The following is a 17,936-nucleotide window of genomic DNA, read 5'->3' as shown; positions in this document are numbered from 1 at the left end:
AGTGCCGTGGCCATATCTCTGTCAGACGCAAGGCAATGATGCACTTGCAATGAAGGGAGTGAGTAAAATGAAGTACAGAGGTCAATCTTACGACAGTGTCGATGTCATGGCCCGCGCGGCGCAGAGCCAGCAGGACTTTTTCGGATCCTTGTTCGGATTCGGAAAGAACAAGGGCAAATGGCAAGACCGGAAAGGTCCGAATCCGCTGACCATGCAGGGTCTGGACCGCAGCTGACAGAACCCCCGCCGGAAGACCGGCGGGGGTTTTGTCGTGCATGTCCCGATTTCGTCAAAATCTCACAGTGCGCAGGCCTCGCATCGCAGTGTCATTCTTTTCTTTTATTCATTAAATCAATGACTTAAATTCGTGTGTCCGATCTGTAATGTGTCCTTCACACATTGGACACGCGAGATCCCCATATCCCTGACAGACGCAAGGACAAAGGGTTCTTGCACAGAAAGGGAGAGAGACGATGGAATACAACATTCGTTCCAACTACCAAACGCACCGCCTGACTCAGGAATACGGTGCACCTAAAACAGGCTGGAGTTCACAGTCCGGCCATCACAGGCGGCGCAAATGGCAGGACCAGCAGGGTCCGAACCCGCTGTTGATGATGGGACTGGACCGAAGCTAAGAAAAAACCCCGTTGAGACCAACGGGGTTTTTCTTTGCGCCGAATATGGTCAGTCCACGGTCACTGACAGCGCCGGGCGGTCTGCAGGGTCCGAATGTCGGTCGCCAGAAAGCTGCCCTTGGTGTGATCGACCGATACGCCGAGGCCGATCTATTCTCGGCATCGATGGGGGCATGAGCTGGAGCGCCCCCAAAAGCCAATCTAGATTTGCAGGCGGCCCGAGATCGGGTCGTCGATATCGCGCGGATGCGTGACAAGCGCAGCGAGCGCAAGGCGCAGGCCTTCCGACGCGGTTTCCACCGACATGCTCGGCGCGCCGAGATTGGCTTCCATTGCCGCGACTTCCGGCAGGTGAGGCAGGTGAACCCAGCCCGCCGGTATTGCGGTGCCGGACTGCGCGATGTGATGCAGTATCCCGTAGAAAAGGTGGTTGCAGCAGAACGTTCCGGCTGCATCCGAAATGTCTGCGGGAATACCGCCTTCGCGCATCGCCTTGACCATTGCCCGAAGAGGCAATGTGCTTTGGTAGGCCAGGGGCCCGTCCGGTGCGGTCGGTTCACCCTGAAGCGAGACGCCGGCGTTGTCCTTCAGGCCATAGCGCGAGGAATCGTTGAAATTCAGGGCGATCCGCTCAACCGTGATCGTGGCCCGGCCACCAAACTCGCCCATCATGACGACAGCGTCTGCCCCGACTTCCGCCATGGCCTCCCTGACCGCATCGATACAGACAAAAAACGTGTTGGGGATGACCCGTGAAACGATCCGCACACCTTCGACTGTTTCGCCGTCCAAACGACGGGCAACCATCTCGGCCGGGTTCACCGGCGTCGTACCGAAGGCCTCGAAACCGGTGAGCAGGATTGTTTTCATCTGGGCCTCCGTCCCGGCAATCTTTGGTGATCCGATGACCCTATCCTATGGCAGGAAGCCCAGTCTTTCGATCACGTATTGAACTTGAAGAGCAGGACGTCGCCATCCTTGACGATGTACTCCTTGCCTTCGTCGCGGGCCTTGCCGGCCTCCTTGGCCGCGTTTTCGCCGCCAAGAGAGACATAATCGCCGTAGGCGATTGTCTGGGCGCGGATGAAGCCCCGCTCGAAATCGGTGTGAATCACGCCTGCGGCACCGGGAGCCTTTGTACCCTCGGTGATCGTCCAGGCCCTTGTCTCCTTCGGGCCGGCGGTAAAATAGGTGATCAGGCCGAGCAGATCATAGCCGGCGCGGATCATGCGGTCGAGACCGGGCTCCTCGAGGCCGATGGTTTCCAGGAACTCGTCCTGCTCTTCCTTTTCAAGCTGGGAAATCTCGGCCTCGATCGCAGCGGAGATGACAACGGCAACCGCACCTTCCTGGGCGGCCTTTTCGGCAACCTTCTGCGACAGCGCGTTGCCTTCGGCGGCGGAGGCTTCGTCGACGTTGCAGACATAAAGAACCGGCTTCGAGGTCAGAAGGTTCAGACCCTTCAGCATCCTTGCTTCTTCGGCGTCGGCAGTTTCCAGCACGCGGGCCGGTTTGCCGTCCTGGAGAAGTGCGAGGGCAGCTTCCATGATCGGAAGAACGGCCTTCGCTTCCTTGTCGCCGCCGGTCGCCTTTTTCTTCAGCGGTGAAATGCGGCGTTCCAGGCTTTCCATGTCGGCGACCATGAGCTCGGTTTCCACCGTCTCGGCATCGGCGATCGGATCGATCGTGCCGTCGACATGGGTGATGTCGTCGTCTTCGAAGCAGCGCAGCACGTGCGCGATCGCATCGACTTCGCGGATGTTGGCGAGAAACTGGTTGCCCAGGCCTTCACCCTTTGACGCGCCGCGCACGAGACCCGCAATATCGACGAAGGTGATCCGGGTGGGGATGACTTCCTTCGACTGGGCAATGCCGCGGATGGCGTCCAGCCGTGCGTCCGGTACGGCGACCTCGCCCGTATTCGGCTCGATGGTGCAGAACGGATAGTTTGCGGCCTGGGCCGCGGCGGTTTTTGTGAGCGCGTTGAAAAGCGTGGACTTGCCGACATTCGGCAGTCCGACAATGCCGCACTGGAATCCCATGGGAGATCGCTTTCGGTTCGTTTTTCGAAACTGTCGCCGCGCTACATGCCCGAGCGGGCCGGGCAGGTCAAGACTTGCCGCCCGTGAGGCTTCCAAATCGCCTGGTTTGCGAACGTGTACGGCGACAATCGGGCCTATTCATCACTGCAGGCCGGCCGGGTCGACGATCCCGCGATCGCATCCGGTGCCGATCGGTGCCGCCGCGCGCATCAGTTCGCCAAGGTCCGAGGTCGGGGTGATCGTTCCGCCGAGGCTGATCCAGATCTCGTTGATCAGTGTCCTGCCGGCATCCGGCGTGCACTTGATCTGGACCCGTTCGCCGCTTCCGCTTCCGAAACTTGCATCGAACGCGGCCCGAATCTCGGCTCCGGTGATCTCCTGGCCGACATTGTTGATGAAAAGGTCGACGACGGCGCTGTCGTTAACCAGTCCGGTCAGATACAGCGTGTCGTCGTAGTATTCATCGGCGCCGCCTTCACCGAAATAGCAGGTGCCGTGCTTGATCCATTCATGATGGTGCAGAAAGCTTGCGAAGCCCGGCATGGCGGCCTGAAGCGCGTCGGCCGTTTCCGTATCGATTTGCGGCGCGGGCAGGCGGTGCCAGTTCCCCGGCGTGTCGAGGTTTCTGACGGAGGCCGGCACACCGCAATAGTCGTTGCCCCGCGGCTGGGGCCAAAGTCCGTGGATCGACAGTTGTCTCGTCGTGTGGGGCAGGTTGCCGTCGTTCAGGTCCCGGCATTCTTTCTTGCCCGGCCGGGTCTCGCAGAAGGCGGGTTGCCAGCTCAGTGTCAAGAGGTTGTCGGTGGATTCCGTTCCGTTCGGCTCCAGCACCACCTCGTCGTCTTCTTCGTCTGCGCCGGTGTGCGTATCTGCCCGGACCGCATGGACGCCGCAATCGGTACTTACCCAGCGCGACGTCGTCACGGGCGCGCCCGGTACCTCGACCTGGAAGAAGTCACCGCCCTCCTTGTTGATGCCGAGCATCGTGTAAGCCATGTGAGGGTGCGTGGTGATGCCGCCCGGGTTTGTCTGCCGGTTCTTGCTGTGAAAGGCCTCGCAGGTTTTCTCGGCGATGAAGTATCCCTCCAGCTTGATAAAGGCGAGGGCAGGGCTTGAACAAGAGAATGAAATCAATGCAAAGAACAGGATCCGAGACATGGCATCTCCCCCGATGCGCGCCAGGTAACATCCTGATTTTGCATGGTTGTCATGGCCATTTTGTGACGCGAGTCACATTTTTTGTTCTCGTATTGGTTGTATTGTGAAGCAGGGGAAATGGTGTCTGATGCGGATCTCAGCTGCCGCCAAGCAGCTTTTTCAGCATCTCGGCCATCGGCCCCGATTTGGGCAGTTCGGCCGGCTTTCCCTGCCGCGCCTGCCTGATGTGGCTCTGGCCCTTGGGCTTTTGGGTTTTCGCGGGAGTGTCAGAAGATTTTCGGGTCTTGTCCTTCCGCTGGGCCTTTTCCGGTTCCAGCGCCAGGGTAAGCTTGTTGGCAAACTGGCTGTCCTTGCCCTCGGCGAGGAGAGCCGCCTGGTCAGCGATGTTTGACAGGAGCGGTTCGAGCCAGTCCCTGTCTGCCTTTGCGAAGTCGCCGAGCACATAATTCGAGACGAGCTTCTTGTCGCCCGGGTGGCCGATGCCAAGACGCAGCCTGCGATAGTCCGCACCGATATGGGCCGTGAGGGATCTCAGACCGTTGTGGCCCCCGTGACCGCCACCTTTCTTCATCCGGAATTTCGCGGGCGGCAAATCGAGTTCGTCGTAAAGGACAACGATATCTTCCGGTTCGATCTTGTAGAAGCGCATGGCTTCGCCGACCGCGCGGCCGGATTCGTTCATGTAGGTCGACGGCTTCAGCAACAGCACCTTTTCCGAGCCAAGGCGGCCCTCGGAAACTTGGCCCTGGAAACGCGCGCGCCATGGCTGGAAGCCGGAATGGCGGCGATGGATCTCGTCGACGGCCATGAAACCGATGTTGTGCCGGTGCCCGGCGTATTTGGCTCCCGGATTGCCAAGTCCGACGATCAGTTTCATCTCGCACCTGCACCATCATGGCTGAAACGAAAAGGCAGCCGAAAACGGCTGCCGGAGCAGGGAGGCGGTGGCCGCCTCCCGTCGTGTCAAATCGAAGCGGAGACTTACTCGCTTGCTTCTTCTTCCGTGGCGCCTTCCTCTTCAGAAGCTTCGCCTTCGGTTTCTTCTTCTTCCTGAACGCCGGCCGGCGCAGCGATCGTCGCGATGGTGAAGTCGCGGTCGGTGATCGTCGGCTGACAGCCTTCGGGAAGTTCAACAGCCGAGATGTGCAGGCTGTCGCCCGGCTCTGCATTTGCCAGGTCAAGCTGGAGCGCTTCCGGAATGGAGTCGGCCGGAACCGTCATTTCAACGGTGTGGCGAACAATGTTCAGAACGCCGCCCTTCTTGAGGCCCGGGCAGATTTCTTCGTTGAGGAACTGGACCGGAATTTCGACCGTGAGTGTCGAACCTTTTGCGACGCGCAGGAAATCGACGTGGAGGACATCGTCGCGCACTGGGTGCAACTGATAGTCCTTCGCGATGACCTGGTGCTTTTCACCATCGACATCGATGATACCGATCTGCGCGGTGAAACCACCCTTGTGAAGGGTAATGGTGGTTTCCTTCACCGGAATGGTGATCGGCATTGCAGGTTTCTTGTCGCCGTAGATCACGGCAGGTAGAAGGCCTTCGCGACGCAGTGCCCGTGCGGCCCCCTTGCCCACCCGGTCCCGTGCCGACGCCTTCAGCTCATAGCTGGCAGCCATGGCAAACTCCTTGAGTGTATGATAGCGGACCGGCGAACCACCGTATCGACATGACCTGAGTTGTTCGGGATCGGTCCAGATGCGCCTCCTCCAGGGGTGCAGGCGCGAGCGCGCGTATAGCGGAAAAGCCTGCGCGATGCAACAGTCGGCACCAAATCTGTGCCGCCGGTGACCGATTTTTCCGGCGAGGTCCGGTCTGGCCGGATTCCGACACTCACCTGGAGCGGGACGGTTTCGCGTCATGCGGGTATCTTTCGGACGGCCTTTCGCTGCGCAAATTCGTAGTGTGCTGCTTTTGAAGCGGAAATCAGCTTCCTGTCCGGTGTTTTGAGTCTTGAAGCTCGTTCTGAGATTGTAATTTTCAATCAAAAATAGAGTAGTTTGAAAAATATATTCGTTTTGTATATTAGTATTTTTCGCGGTTCTCGACTTAATATTTTGTTATTTTAAGCATTAAGTTCTTCATATACTGAATTTTAATCTGCTGAAGTCATGCTTTTTCCGGGTTGAACACCTTGGGAGAGCAAAATGAAAAATCTCGTCTACACTACAACTGCACTTTGCTTCTTGTTTGCCGGTACAGCGACCGCAAATGAATTCGAAAGCGAACTGAAAACGCTGGCTGCAGGAAAGATCGCCGAGATCGCCACCTCCAGCGAAGTCATTGACGCCGTCCGCGCCCAGAACGGCGAAACGGCTGCCTTCGATCAGGCCAAGATCGACGAACTCGACAAAACCTGGCGCGCGGAAGCAGAGGCTGTCGACCAGCCCATGATTGATACCGTGCTGGAACGCCCGCTGTCGACCTTCCTGGCTGATGTCCAGGAAAGCAGCGATGGTCTGTTCACTGAAATCTTCGTCATGGACGGCAAGGGCCTGAACGTCGGCCAGAGCGACGTCACCTCCGACTACTGGCAGGGCGACGAAGCGAAGTGGCAGGACACCTATTCCAACGGCAAGGGCGCCGTCCACATCAGTGAACTGGAAGAAGACGAAAGCACGCAGACCCTCCAGAGCCAGGTCAGCGTCACGGTCGTCGACCCGGAGAGCGGCGAAGCAATCGGTGCCGTCACCTTCGGTGTGAACGTCGAAAACCTCTGATCTACACACATGCGGGAAGGCAGCGCCTTCCCGCGAGACTTTGGAGAATTCCGTGAAGGTTGCGGCAAAACTTCCAGCGCTTGTCCTAGGGATAGCGCTTCTGTGTTCTGCGGGCGTCGGTATCGCAAGTTACGTTTCAAGCGCAAACACCGTCAAAGGACAGGCAGAACAGCGATTGATGGCATTGGCCGAGAGCCGCCGGGACAGCCTGCTGGAACTTTATCACGGGAAACAGAGAACGATCGAAGGGCATGTCCAGGGCAAGACGCTCAGGGCGGCCTACAGTGCTTTTGATGCCGCCTGGGCCAAATACAAGGACAAGGCGTCCGCAACGCTCACGAAGATCTATGTGACGGACAATCCGCACCCGGTCGAGGAGCGGGACCAGTTGGTCAAGGCCGGGCGCAAGCCCTACGACAAGGCCCATGCCAAGCATCACACACCGCTCCGCGACTTTGCGGACGCGAACAATTTTCCCGACCTGTTGCTCGTCAATCTCAATGGCGACGTCATCTACAGCGCGCGCAAACTGGATGACTTCGGTGTGAACGTTCAGGCCGAAGCCTGGCAGACCACACCCCTGGCCGACGCCTACAAGACGATCGTCGTTGACGGCAACGAGGCGGTGGTTGCCTATGATCCGGAGCACTATCCGGGACGAAACAACGAGGCCACCGGTTTCCTGGCCGCCCCGATCTCGGTCGGCAGCAAGACGATCGGCATGGCGGTCTACGAAGCGCCGACGGTCGAAGTCACAACTTTGCTCGGCAAGTTTGCGGGCCTGGGAGACACCGGTGAGACCCTGCTTCTCAACGGGGAAGGTCTCGCGATGAATGACAGCCTGCGTACGGCCGAGGTCTCCGAACTGCTTAGCGACCAGTTCAACGCACCGGAAATCGCTGCATCGATGGGAGGCGGGAACACCTTCACGCGCCTGCCGGACTTCAACGGACAGGACGTCTTTGCTGCGATCGTTCCGATCACTGCGTTCGGCCAGAGCTATGCCGTCGTTGTCGTGCAGGCGGCCAGCGAGGTTCTGGCACCGCTGACGACGCTGCAGATCTGGATTTTCGCAAGCGCGATCGTCTGTGCACTGATCGCCGCCATGTTCGGCCTGGTCACGGCCAGGGGCCTGTCCGGCCGTATCACCGGTCTCAGTGATGTCATGAACAAACTGGCCGGCGGGGACACGAGTGTCGATGTCCCGGCGCAATCGGCACGTGACGAGATCACCGAGATGGCTGCTTCGGTCCGCATTTTCCGCGAAAATGCCCTCGAACGCGAGCGGCTGGAGCAGGAACAGCAGGAGACATCCGTCGAGCAGGCCCGGCAAGCGGATGCGGTTGCGAGCCTCATCTCCGATTTCAGGTCCGAAGTCACGCAGATGCTCGATGCCGTCTACAGCAACAGCGAGCAGATGCGAACCGCGGCAGAAGAACTCAACGGCGTTGCAGATGAGACAGCCGGTGAAGCCTCCAATGCGTCCAGCGCCTCGGAAGCGGCTTCAACCAACGTTCAGACCGTGGCCTCTGCTTCGGAAGAACTGTCGGCATCCATTCAGGAAATCCGCCGTCAGGTCCAGTCGACGACCGATATCGTGCAAAGCGCGACCGAGGCCGCGGTGCAGACAAACACCAAGATCGAAGGTCTTGCGGAAGCGGCGCAGCGGATCGGCGATGTGGTCAACCTGATTTCGGCAATCGCCGAACAGACCAACCTGCTGGCGCTCAACGCCACGATCGAGGCCGCGCGGGCCGGTGAAGCCGGGCGCGGGTTCGCCGTCGTCGCCTCCGAGGTCAAGGAGCTTGCCACGCAGACGGCCAAGGCCACGGAAGAGATCGAGGGACAGATCACGGAAGTCCAGGCGGCGACCAAGGAAGCCGTCTCCGCAATCGCCGGGATCACCGAGACGATGAGCCAGGTGGACGAATACACCGGCACGATCGCCGCAGCGGTCGAGCAGCAGGGCGCTGCGACGAACGAGATCTCCGGCAACGTCCAGGATGCCGCGAAGGGAACGCAAGAGGTCGCGCAGACCATCATCACGATCTCCGAAAAGGCCCAGGTGACCAGCTCGTCCGCCGGTCAGGTGCTGAACGCATCCACCGACGTCAACGCCCGCACCACGGACCTGCGTGAGACCGTCGACCGTTTCCTCAAGGCGGTGGCGGCCGCCTGAGGCTCAACGGCGATCCAGGCTTTCCCTGATGCGACAAACAACAGGCCCCGGCGCTGCGCCGGGGCCTGTTTCGGTTTTACAAACATTGTCGAACATCTGTGATGTGGAACGGAGAGACGTTTCTTACGGTGCCAAGTCGGGATGCGAAATCGATTCCCGGATCTGTCATCCCGGTTTTCCGTGTGGCCGACGAGGAATACAAAACGGAGAAACACGGGGGTACTGGGTTCCGGCCTTCTGCTGCGCTTCAGCCGGAATGACAAGTTCCTTGGCAGGGGATCGCCTCACCAGATCCAATTCGGATTAAGCCGGGCCGAATTGGGTTCGGCCATGGCATCCATGCCGCTCCGCCTCCCGTTGCGCAGCCATCGATCGCAGCGGGGCACTGGCATGGATTGCTGGATCAGGTCTGGCGATGACCGCGGTGGGTTCTTTGCGAATTCGCGACCGCCGTTCCCGGCGCGGCCTCTTCCCGTGGCAAGCCGAAGGCCTGTTGCCGTCCACCTGCCCCGGTGGGCAGGCTCCCCTCTCCCTTTTGGGGGAGGGGTTGGGGGTGGGGGTGCGAACGGCCGGGTCGTTGTCCCCCATCCCTGACCCTTCCCCCACACCGGGGGAAGGGAACAACCGAAAGGCTCCACCGAACCTCCGGTGCACGGCCCCGTTTCCAGTTGCGCAGCCATCGATCGCAGTGAGGCGATGGCATGGATTGCCAGATCAGGTCCGGCAATGACCGCGGAAGGGTACTTTGCAATTAACGACCGCCAATTCGCCGTCCCGGACCTGATCCGGGACCCAGTCCAACGCGCCACCCGGTGGGTGCTCCGCGTATGAGAGTATCAGCCTGTCCGAAGTTTCACACGGCATAGGCTCTGGAAACGAGTGGATCCCCGATCAAGTCGGGGATGACGCCGGAAGATGTTGGCCAGGACAGCAAGTTCCACCTCATCCCGAGGTGCGGAGCGAAGCGGAGCCTCGAAGGATGATGCGGTGTATTCGGAGCGCGCGGCGCTTCCATCGAGCCTCCATTACGCATTTCAGGACAAGGCAGCTAACCTGCAGGTCATGCCATGGCTTGACCATGGCTTCCATGCCGTTTCGCCTCCAGTTGCGCAGCCATCGATCGCAGTGAGGCAATGGCATGGATTGCCAGATCAAGTCTGGCAATGACTGCCGGGGGCGAACTCGTGGGGTCAGTTCCTTGCACGGCCTCATCCTGAGGTGCGGAGCGAAGCGGAGCCTCGAAGGATGGGTGACGGATTCATGCCTTGCCGCCATCCTTCGAGACAGATCTTGTGGTCCCTCCTCAGGATGAGGAGCGCGCGCGAATATCAACCCTCGTTCGGCGCGTAGCTGCTGGGGTCGACTGCCGCAGGGCGGTCCGCAAGGAAGAGGTCGGCCTTGCGTTCGGGCGTTGAGGCAATGACCCGGCCGCCCTTGATCACCTTGAGCCGGGTTGCCTTCAGGCGGATCGCCTCAATCGTGTCGCGTGCCTGCAGCACCACAAAGTCGGCCTTGCATCCCCTGTCCAGCCCGTACCCGTCCAATCCCATCGCCTTTGCCGGATGAGACGTGACACAGTCATAGGCATAGCGGATGTCGTCACGGCTGGTCATCTGGGCGACGTGCAGGCCCATGGAGGCAACCTCGAGCATGTCTCCCGAACCCATGGAGTACCAGGGGTCCATTACGCAGTCGTGGCCGAAAGAGACGTTGACGCCATAGGCGCGCAGCTCCGGTACACGGGTCTGGCCGCGCCGTTTGGGATAGGTGTCGTGGCGGCCCTGAAGGGTGATGTTGATCAGCGGATTGGCGATCGCGTGCACCCCGGCCTCGGCAATCAGCGGCAGAAGCTTGGAAACGTAGTAGTTGTCCATCGAGTGCATGGACGTGAGATGAGATCCGGCAACGCGCCCCTGAAGCCCGAGCCGCTGCGTTTCGTATGCGAGCGTTTCGATGTGGCGCGACATCGGGTCATCGGTTTCGTCGCAATGCATGTCGACCATCAGGCCGCGGTCGGCGGCGATTTCGCACAGCCTGGCAACCGACCTGGCGCCATCGTCCATGGTGCGCTCGAAATGCGGGATGCCACCGACGATGTCGACACCCATGTCGAGCGCCGTCAGCAGGTTCTTTTCCGCGTTCGGTGACCTGTAGAGGCCATCCTGCGGAAAGGCGACCAGTTGCAGATCGATGTAGTCGCGGACTTTCTCGCGGACTTCCAGAAGGCCTTTGACACCCGTCAGACGGTCGTCGCAGACATCCACATGGGTGCGGATGGCGAGCAGCCCCTGCGCAACGGCGAGGTCGCAGTACTTCAGGGCCCGCTCGACAACGGCCTCGACCGTGAGGATCTCCTTGAGTTCTCCCCAGAGCGCAATGCCTTCCAGCAGCGTGCCGCTGCGGTTCATGCGCGGCAGGCCGAGCGAGAGCGTCGCGTCCATGTGAAAATGACTGTCGATGAAGGGCGGTGAAACCAGTTTCCCCGCGGCATCGATGATGTCGCCCGCGTCAGCATCAATGCCCGCCTCGACAGCCTCGATCAGGCCGTCTCTGCAGGCGATGTCGACCCCGGTTCGACCGTCGGGCAGGTTTGCGTTCTTTACCAGAAGATCAAGACTCATGGGCTCTTACCTCAGCGTTGGCCCCGGAAATAGGGGACCAGCAGTGCGCGCGGATAGTCGGCACGTCTTGCCACCACGATCAGCGCCGCGATCGAAAGAATGTACGGCATCATCAGGAAGACCTGACCGGGGATGAAGCTGCCGACTTCGGTCTGGAGCCGCACCTGGAAGGCGTCGAACGCGCCGAAGAGCAGGGCGCCGATCAACGCCTTTCCGGGACGCCAGGACGCGAAGACCGTGAGCGCGATGCAGATCCAGCCGCGGCCGTTCACCATGCCGAAGAAAAACGCATCGAAAGCGGACATCGTCAGGAAGGCGCCGCCGAGCGCCATGATCGCCGATCCGGCGACGACGGTGCTCATGCGCACGGCGTAGACGGACAGCCCCTGGGATTCGACCGCGGCCGGGTTGTCACCAACGGCCTGGATCGCCAGGCCAAGCGGGGTTTTGTAGAGCACATAGGCCGTCGCAAGCACCAGGAACAGGGCCAGGAAGGTCAGCGGCGTCTGCTGAAACAGGGCCGGGCCGATGAACGGCAACTCGCTCAGAACCGGAACGTCCAGCGGCTGGAAGGCGTCGATCCTTGGCGGAGAAGAGACATCAGGCAGTGCCGTCCGGTAGATGAAATAGCTCAGGGACGTGGCAAACAGCGTCACGCCGATGCCCGAGACGTGCTGGGAGAGCCCCAACGGCACGGTCAGGATCGCGTGGATCAGCCCGAAGACCGCCCCGGCAAACGCGGCGACCAGAACACCGCCCCAAAGGCCGGCCCCGAGCCAGACCGCCATCCATCCGGCCATGGCGCCGGCGGTGAAGATCCCCTCGATGCCGAGATTGAGCACGCCTGCGCGCTCACAGATCAGCGCTCCGATCACGCCGAAGATCAGCGGTGTGGCAATGCGCAGGGCTGCGGCCCAGAAATTTGCGGAGAAAAGAATGTCGATGATTTCGATCATCGTCCGGCCTCCCTCGTAGCGGGCGCGCTGATGAACTTTACCCTGAAGCGCAGGAACAGGCCGGAGACGAGGACGCACAGGAGCGCCATGGCGACGATCAGATCCGCAAGATAGTTGGACACGCCGGTGGCGCGCGACATGGAATCCGCCCCGACGAAGATGCTGGCGATGAAAAGGGCCGCGAAAACGACGCCGATGGGGGACAGGCCGGCCAGCATGGCGACAACGATACCGGAATAGCCGAAACCGGGCGACAGGTCCGCGGTGAGATAGCCTTTCAGTCCGGCGACTTCTCCGACACCGGCAATGCCGGCGAGCGCACCGGAGAGAAGGCCGACGCGAATGAACGTGGCGGTGACCGGAATGCCCGCGTGGCGGGCCGCGGCCGCGTTTTCGCCGACGGCGCGGATCTCGAACCCCCAGACCGTTCGCTTCAGAAGAAAATAGACCCCGAGCGAGGCGGCGAGCGCAAGAACGAGGCCCCAGTGAATGCGCATGCGCTCCAGAAGCTTGGGCAGGGCGGCTTCATCGAGGATCGGTTCCGACTGCGGCCAGCCCATCCCCATGGGGTCCTGCATCGGACCTTCCAGCATCATCTGCACGAAGAGCAGGACGATAAAGTTCAACAGGAGGGTCGTGACAACCTCGTCCACGCCCAGACGGGTCTTCAACAGCGTGGGGCCGAGCATCAGCAGGCCGCCTGCCAGGGCGCCTGCGAGAACGACCATCGGTATGAGAACGAAAGCCGGAGCGGAAATGGCGCCGGTCCCGACGGCAACGGCGGCCAGCGCCCCGATGTAAAGCTGGCCCTCGGCGCCGATGTTCCAGAGCTTGGCCCGGAAGGCTACCGCCGCCGCGAGCCCGGTCAGGATCAGCGGTGTTGCGCGTGTCAGCATTTCGGTAAAGGCGAACAGGGATCCGAAGGCACCCTTGACCATGAGGCCATAGGCTTCGAAAACCGATAGTCCCGCAAACAGCATGGGTATGGCGGCAAGAACCAGCGCGGCCACGGCTGCGGCGAGGGAGACGCCAAGCATGCGGGAAACGGATGCCGGCGGGCGAGGTTCAAACCGGATCATGCTGCTTCTCCACTCTGGCCGGCCATGCGCAATCCGAGCGTACCGCGATCCAGGTCTTCGGTCGGATCTGCGGCCGACAGCCTGCCCCGGTGCATGACGGCGATCCGGTCGGACAGGCGCATCAGTTCATCGAGATCCTCGGAGATCAGGATCACGCCTGCACCGCGGTCGCGCACGGCCAGAAGGCGCTTGTGGACGTCAGAGGTCGCGCCGACGTCCAGGCCGCGGGAAGGCTGCGCTGCGAGGACCACTTGCGGTTCGGGATCAAGGGTCCGTGCGAGCACGATTTTCTGGATGTTGCCGCCGGAAAGCAGCCGCGCCTGGCTGTCTTCTCCCTGGCAGCGAATGTCATAGGACGCTATCAGCCGCCTTGCGGTTTCGCGCATGGCCGAAAACCGCAGCAGACCGAAGCGCTGGTTTTGCGGTTTCCGGATGGCTTCGATGGCAAGGTTCTCCGAAACGCTCATGGCCCCGACGATGCCGTCGTGATGGCGGTCTTCGGGGATGCGGGCAAGACCCGCGTCGATCATCTTGCGCGCACTGGCACCGGTTTCGTCCGATCCTGCGAGAGCCAATGTTCCCGATGCCGGAGCCTGCAGGCCCGAGATGACGCGGGCGAGCATGGTCTGGCCATTGCCCGAAACGCCTGCAATCCCCAGGATTTCGCCCGCATTCAGCGTGAGATCCACACCGTGAAGGGCATCGCGTCCGCTGCCGGCCGAAACGCCGTTCAGAACGAGCAGGGGCGCTCCCGGTGTGCCTTTGCTGCGGACTGTTTCCACGATCTCGTGTCCGACCATGAGTTCCGCCAGCTTGCGCAGATCGCACTCGGCAGTGGCAAGATCGGCGACCTTGCGTCCGCCCCGCAACACGGCAACGCGATGGGACGAGGCGATCACCTCTGCCAGCTTGTGGGATATGAAAATAATTGCCAGTCCGTCCGCTGCAAGCTTTTTCAGGGTCGCGAACAGGGTGTCGGATTCCTGCGGCGTCAGCACGGCGGTCGGCTCATCCAGAACGAGAACGCGGGCGTCGCGGTAAAGCGCCTTGAGAATTTCCACCCGCTGCTTCTCGCCGACGGACAGTTGCGAGATCCGGGCGTCAAGCGGAACGCTCAGACCTGAGCGCGTGATCAGGTCCTCAAGCTTCTTGCGGGCCGGTTTTCGCGCCGAGGTCACCGCCGAAAGCTTCTCGGTGCCGAGGACAATATTGTCCAATGCGCTGAGGTTCTCGGCCAGCGTGAAGTGCTGGTGCACCATGCCGATGCCGGCTTCAAGCGCCGCGTGCGGCGATCCGGCTTCCAGTTCGCTCAGTCCGGCTCCGGGCGCGGCGACATAGACCTGGCCCTCGTCCGCGACATAGTGCCCGAAGAGGATGTTCATCAGGGTCGTCTTGCCGGCACCGTTTTCGCCCAGAAGCGCCAGAATTTCACCCCTCGCGAGGTCGAGCGACACGTCGCCGTTCGCCGTGAGATCGCCAAAACGCTTGGTGATGCCGTCCAGCCTGAGGACGGTCTCCGCCGCTTGCGTGGGTTCCGTCATGCGGAGCTCCGGAATTTGGTTTGTCGGCCGCAAATGCGGCTTGGGCAGGAGATGCCGGCGGCAGGCCGCCGCCGGCAGAGACCGTTACATGGTCGATTTCGGTTCGCTGTCATTCACGTTGACGCGGAAGAGGCCATCCAGGATTTCCTGTTCCTTTTCCTTGGCCGCCGCGACGGCGGCCGGATCGGCGAGGCTTTCATCGACGATGAAGCTGCCGCCGCCATAGGACATGAAGCTGAATGGACCGTAGTCGGCGGGCTCAAAGCTGCCGTCGACGACCGCGGTCACGGCGCGATCGATGGTCGGCTCCATGTGCCAGAGCGCGGAAGACAGGATCGTGCCGGGATAGTCCGCGGAGGTGTCGATCACGTTGCCGATCGCCAGGATTTCCTTTTCCTTGGCCGCGTCGGACACGCCGAAGCGCTCGGCGTAGAGAATGTCGGCACCCTTGTCGATCATGGCGAAGGCCGCTTCCTTGGCCTTGGGTGGGTCGTACCAGGAGTTGATGAAGGTCACGAGGAACTTCACGTCCGGATTGACGGCGGTCGCGCCATCCATGAAGGCGTGCATCAGGCGGTTGACTTCCGGAATGGCATAACCGCCGACCATGCCGATCACGTTCGACTTGGTGCTCGCACCCGCAATCATGCCGGACAGATAGCTGGGTTCGTGGATCCAGTTGTCGAAGACGGCAAAATTCGGTTTGGCAGGGCCGAAGGAAGAGCCCATGAGAAAGGCCGTGTCCGGATATTCCGCAGCAACCTTGCGCGCGGCGCGTTCCACGGCGAAGGCTTCCCCGACCACGAGGTCCATGCCCTGTTCGGCATATTCGCGCATCACGCGTTCATAATCGGTGTTGGCGACGTTTTCGGAGAAGGTGTAGGTGATTTCACCCCGCTCCTGCGCTGCCTTCAGCGCCTTGTCTATGCGGCTGACCCATTGCTGTTCCACCGGAACCGTGTAGATCGCAGCCACCTTGATCGGGTCGGCGGCCAGCACGCCGGCAGACGGCAAGGCGACAGTGGCTGTGACGGCCAATGCAGCCGACAACAGGGTCCTGCGGACCCTGGAAAATTGTTTTGATACGAGCATCGGAATCCCCTGGAAGTATTTTTAGCCCGAAAAGTTGATCACAAAATATGCGTGCTCACAAGCTGTGCACGCAGTCTTGGAGCGAATTTTTTGATCATTTGGGAAAATTTTCCGGCCGCAGGGTCAGCCCGTTGTGAATTTGACGCGGCCCGCCTTGTGGAGCAGACAAAAAACGCCGGTTGGACCGGCGTTTTCAGGACGTCTTTGCCTTGCCTCAGCTGAACAGGCTGGAGACCGACTTTTCCAGTGCCGTCCGGTTGATTGCCTCGCCGATAAGGGGCGCAATCGAGATCGTGCGAATGTTGGCGGCGGCGGTGATCGCTGCCGTGGGCTCGATCGAGTTGGTGATCACGAGCTCTTTCAGCTTCGAGGACGTCACCCGGGCGACGGCGCCGCCCGACAGCACGCCGTGCGTGATGTAGGCCGTCACGGATTCCGCGCCCTGGGACAGCAGCGCCTCGGCCGCGTTGCAGAGCGTGCCGCCGCTGTCGACGATGTCGTCGACCAGGATACAGTCATAGCCCTTCACTTCCCCGATGATGTTCATGACTTCCGATTCCCCGGGCTTGTCGCGGCGCTTGTCGACGATGGAGAGCGGGGCATCGATCCGTTTCGCAAGCGCGCGGGCGCGCACGACGCCGCCGACATCGGGCGACACGACCATCACGTTGTCGGTCGCGTAGCGTTCCTTGATGTCCCGGGTCATGACGGGGGCCGCAAAGAGATTGTCCGTCGGTATATCGAAAAAACCCTGGATCTGTCCGGCGTGGAGATCCAGGGTCAAAACGCGGTCCGCACCTGCGTTGGTGATCAGGTTGGCCACCAGTTTCGCCGAGATCGGTGTGCGACCCGATGCACGGCGATCCTGGCGCGCATAGCCGAAATAGGGGATCACCGCGGTGATGCGTCTGGCAGAGGAACGGCGCAGCGCATCGATGATGATGAGCAACTCCATCAGGTGATCGTTTGCCGGGTAGCTGGTCGGCTGCACGACGAAGACATCCTCGCCGCGCACGTTTTCCTGGATTTCTACGAAGATTTCCTGGTCGGCGAAGCGCCTGACCTGGCATTTGGCGAGAGGCACATCCAGGTAATTGGAGATTTCCTCAGCCAGGGCTCGGTTCGAATTGCCCGCGACGATCTTCATGAGCCGCAAGTCCTTCTGGTGCGACGGCGCGAATGAGGACTGTCATATCCCGCAAACACGCTGAAAAGGCCTATGTCGTGTCGAGTGCCGGGTGCCGCAGGTTGTGTTCAGGCGACCCCCGGCAGGCGGCGGCGTTGTAACAACCAAGCAACCGGACCACAACAGGTGATAGGCCCTCTCACGTTGTTTTTTTGAAATTTTGTGACGCAAAACCACGGTTATCCGGCTAAGCGATCATTATCGGTTGAGCCAGGCCTCGATTTCCACCATCGAGCGCGCCGCGATTCGAGACAGGGTCGATGAATTGACGGACTGCCAGGGATCTCCCGATGCGCCTCCGGTCGATTCGGTTCCCGAGATGCGTTTCAGGCGGCTGCCGTTTGCGTCAACGATATCGAACACATAGAACACGGTTCCGTTGGACGGCTGACCGGTGGCGGCAAGGTATCCGTTTACCCGGTACGTCGCGGCCGCGCCGACACGCCTGACGAGCGTGATGTTCTGCCGGCGCGCTTCCCTGCCGATATATTCCGACAATTCATCGGCAATGTTGCCCGGGGCGCCGGTAAACGGTTCGAACGCAAAGGTAACGCCATTTTCCGCGTCGGCCTGCCCGGCGATGGAAGGTTGCGAGACCGGCCCTGAAATCGGTGTCGGTGTCTGCGGAGAAGACTGGCACGCGGCGAGGAAGCCGAGAAGCAAGAGAGCCGCCGCCGCCCGCAAAACGGAATAGGAGTTCTGGCTGGAAATTGAGAGCAT

16 protein-coding genes are annotated in these 17,936 nt (G+C 60.9%); 4 read left to right on the top strand and 12 right to left on the bottom strand.

Going from position 1 to position 17,936, the window contains the following annotated elements; genetic code table 11:
• Positions 1–67 precede the first annotated feature (67 nt).
• On the top strand, positions 68–235 hold the full coding sequence (locus ACO07N_RS00245) for a hypothetical protein (protein ID WP_421979093.1): 168 nt from the start codon (positions 68–70) through the stop codon (positions 233–235).
• A gap of 238 nt (positions 236–473) precedes the next feature.
• Entirely contained in the window at positions 474–638 is a 165-nt protein-coding gene (locus ACO07N_RS00240; RefSeq protein ID WP_421979092.1) for a hypothetical protein, read from the top strand.
• A 201-nt stretch (positions 639–839) separates the two neighbouring features.
• Here the strand turns inward: ACO07N_RS00240 and pcp are convergent, their stop codons facing one another.
• The 5 genes from pcp to ACO07N_RS00215 all read right to left on the bottom strand — a co-directional run bounded on the left by pcp (position 840) and on the right by ACO07N_RS00215 (position 5,461).
• A complete protein-coding gene (gene pcp / locus ACO07N_RS00235; protein ID WP_421979091.1) occupies positions 840–1,508 on the bottom strand; it encodes a pyroglutamyl-peptidase I in 669 nt (222 codons plus the stop codon).
• A gap of 71 nt (positions 1,509–1,579) precedes the next feature.
• The gene (gene ychF / locus ACO07N_RS00230; RefSeq protein WP_421979090.1) at positions 1,580–2,680 is read right to left on the bottom strand and encodes a redox-regulated ATPase YchF; all 1,101 of its coding nucleotides are present in this window, start codon (positions 2,678–2,680) and stop codon (positions 1,580–1,582) included.
• A 141-nt stretch (positions 2,681–2,821) separates the two neighbouring features.
• Entirely contained in the window at positions 2,822–3,838 is a 1,017-nt protein-coding gene (locus tag ACO07N_RS00225; RefSeq protein ID WP_421979089.1) for a ribonuclease T2 family protein, read from the bottom strand.
• 136 nt (positions 3,839–3,974) lie between these two features.
• The gene (gene pth / locus ACO07N_RS00220) at positions 3,975–4,715 is read right to left on the bottom strand and encodes an aminoacyl-tRNA hydrolase (RefSeq protein ID WP_421979088.1); all 741 of its coding nucleotides are present in this window, start codon (positions 4,713–4,715) and stop codon (positions 3,975–3,977) included.
• A 104-nt stretch (positions 4,716–4,819) separates the two neighbouring features.
• Entirely contained in the window at positions 4,820–5,461 is a 642-nt protein-coding gene (locus tag ACO07N_RS00215) for a 50S ribosomal protein L25/general stress protein Ctc (protein ID WP_421979087.1), read from the bottom strand.
• 528 nt (positions 5,462–5,989) lie between these two features.
• Between ACO07N_RS00215 and ACO07N_RS00210 the strand changes: the two genes are divergently transcribed.
• The gene (locus ACO07N_RS00210) at positions 5,990–6,562 is read left to right on the top strand and encodes a hypothetical protein (RefSeq protein WP_421979086.1); all 573 of its coding nucleotides are present in this window, start codon (positions 5,990–5,992) and stop codon (positions 6,560–6,562) included.
• A 178-nt stretch (positions 6,563–6,740) separates the two neighbouring features.
• Positions 6,741–8,741 (top strand): methyl-accepting chemotaxis protein, encoded by a 2,001-nt coding sequence (locus tag ACO07N_RS00205; protein ID WP_421979085.1) that lies wholly within the window; start codon positions 6,741–6,743, stop codon positions 8,739–8,741.
• Between the two features lie 1,328 nt (positions 8,742–10,069).
• On the opposite strand, the gene ACO07N_RS00200 is transcribed toward ACO07N_RS00205, so the two are convergent.
• From ACO07N_RS00200 to ACO07N_RS00170, 7 genes are all read right to left on the bottom strand, one after another.
• Entirely contained in the window at positions 10,070–11,362 is a 1,293-nt protein-coding gene (locus ACO07N_RS00200; RefSeq protein WP_421979084.1) for an amidohydrolase family protein, read from the bottom strand.
• Positions 11,363–11,373: 11 nt separating this feature from the next.
• A complete protein-coding gene (locus ACO07N_RS00195; RefSeq protein ID WP_421979083.1) occupies positions 11,374–12,318 on the bottom strand; it encodes an ABC transporter permease in 945 nt (314 codons plus the stop codon).
• Positions 12,315–13,397 carry an ABC transporter permease gene (locus tag ACO07N_RS00190; protein ID WP_421979082.1) on the bottom strand — a complete coding sequence of 361 codons (1,083 nt, stop codon included), beginning with the start codon at positions 13,395–13,397 and terminating at the stop codon, positions 12,315–12,317. The genes ACO07N_RS00195 and ACO07N_RS00190 overlap by 4 nt, the downstream gene beginning before the upstream one ends.
• Positions 13,394–14,938, bottom strand: a complete 1,545-nt coding sequence (locus tag ACO07N_RS00185) for an ABC transporter ATP-binding protein (protein WP_421979081.1) — start codon at positions 14,936–14,938, stop codon at positions 13,394–13,396. The genes ACO07N_RS00190 and ACO07N_RS00185 overlap by 4 nt, the downstream gene beginning before the upstream one ends.
• 84 nt (positions 14,939–15,022) lie before the next feature.
• Complete coding sequence (locus tag ACO07N_RS00180) at positions 15,023–16,030, bottom strand: BMP family protein (protein ID WP_421979080.1); 1,008 nt, start codon at positions 16,028–16,030, stop codon at positions 15,023–15,025.
• Positions 16,031–16,244: 214 nt separating this feature from the next.
• Entirely contained in the window at positions 16,245–17,177 is a 933-nt protein-coding gene (locus ACO07N_RS00175; protein WP_421979079.1) for a ribose-phosphate pyrophosphokinase, read from the bottom strand.
• A gap of 237 nt (positions 17,178–17,414) precedes the next feature.
• Positions 17,415–17,936, bottom strand: a complete 522-nt coding sequence (locus ACO07N_RS00170) for a hypothetical protein (protein WP_421979078.1) — start codon at positions 17,934–17,936, stop codon at positions 17,415–17,417.

Source organism: Roseibium sp., assembly GCF_965229775.1.
Lineage (GTDB): Bacteria > Pseudomonadota > Alphaproteobacteria > Rhizobiales > Stappiaceae > Roseibium.
The sequence above is the reverse complement of the archived record's forward strand: the minus strand, read 5'-3'. Positions and strand labels throughout refer to the sequence as shown.

Coding starts and splice junctions, on each gene's coding strand:
- ACO07N_RS00245 (WP_421979093.1), top strand. CDS start 68: ATGAAGTACAGAGGTCAATCTTACGACAGTGTCGATGTCATGGCCCGC.
- ACO07N_RS00240 (WP_421979092.1), top strand. CDS start 474: ATGGAATACAACATTCGTTCCAACTACCAAACGCACCGCCTGACTCAG.
- pcp (WP_421979091.1), bottom strand. CDS start 1,508: ATGAAAACAATCCTGCTCACCGGTTTCGAGGCCTTCGGTACGACGCCG.
- ychF (WP_421979090.1), bottom strand. CDS start 2,680: ATGGGATTCCAGTGCGGCATTGTCGGACTGCCGAATGTCGGCAAGTCC.
- ACO07N_RS00225 (WP_421979089.1), bottom strand. CDS start 3,838: ATGTCTCGGATCCTGTTCTTTGCATTGATTTCATTCTCTTGTTCAAGC.
- pth (WP_421979088.1), bottom strand. CDS start 4,715: ATGAAACTGATCGTCGGACTTGGCAATCCGGGAGCCAAATACGCCGGG.
- ACO07N_RS00215 (WP_421979087.1), bottom strand. CDS start 5,461: ATGGCTGCCAGCTATGAGCTGAAGGCGTCGGCACGGGACCGGGTGGGC.
- ACO07N_RS00210 (WP_421979086.1), top strand. CDS start 5,990: ATGAAAAATCTCGTCTACACTACAACTGCACTTTGCTTCTTGTTTGCC.
- ACO07N_RS00205 (WP_421979085.1), top strand. CDS start 6,741: ATGGCATTGGCCGAGAGCCGCCGGGACAGCCTGCTGGAACTTTATCAC.
- ACO07N_RS00200 (WP_421979084.1), bottom strand. CDS start 11,362: ATGAGTCTTGATCTTCTGGTAAAGAACGCAAACCTGCCCGACGGTCGA.
- ACO07N_RS00195 (WP_421979083.1), bottom strand. CDS start 12,318: ATGATCGAAATCATCGACATTCTTTTCTCCGCAAATTTCTGGGCCGCA.
- ACO07N_RS00190 (WP_421979082.1), bottom strand. CDS start 13,397: ATGATCCGGTTTGAACCTCGCCCGCCGGCATCCGTTTCCCGCATGCTT.
- ACO07N_RS00185 (WP_421979081.1), bottom strand. CDS start 14,938: ATGACGGAACCCACGCAAGCGGCGGAGACCGTCCTCAGGCTGGACGGC.
- ACO07N_RS00180 (WP_421979080.1), bottom strand. CDS start 16,030: ATGCTCGTATCAAAACAATTTTCCAGGGTCCGCAGGACCCTGTTGTCG.
- ACO07N_RS00175 (WP_421979079.1), bottom strand. CDS start 17,177: ATGAAGATCGTCGCGGGCAATTCGAACCGAGCCCTGGCTGAGGAAATC.
- ACO07N_RS00170 (WP_421979078.1), bottom strand. CDS start 17,936: ATGCTCTCAATTTCCAGCCAGAACTCCTATTCCGTTTTGCGGGCGGCG.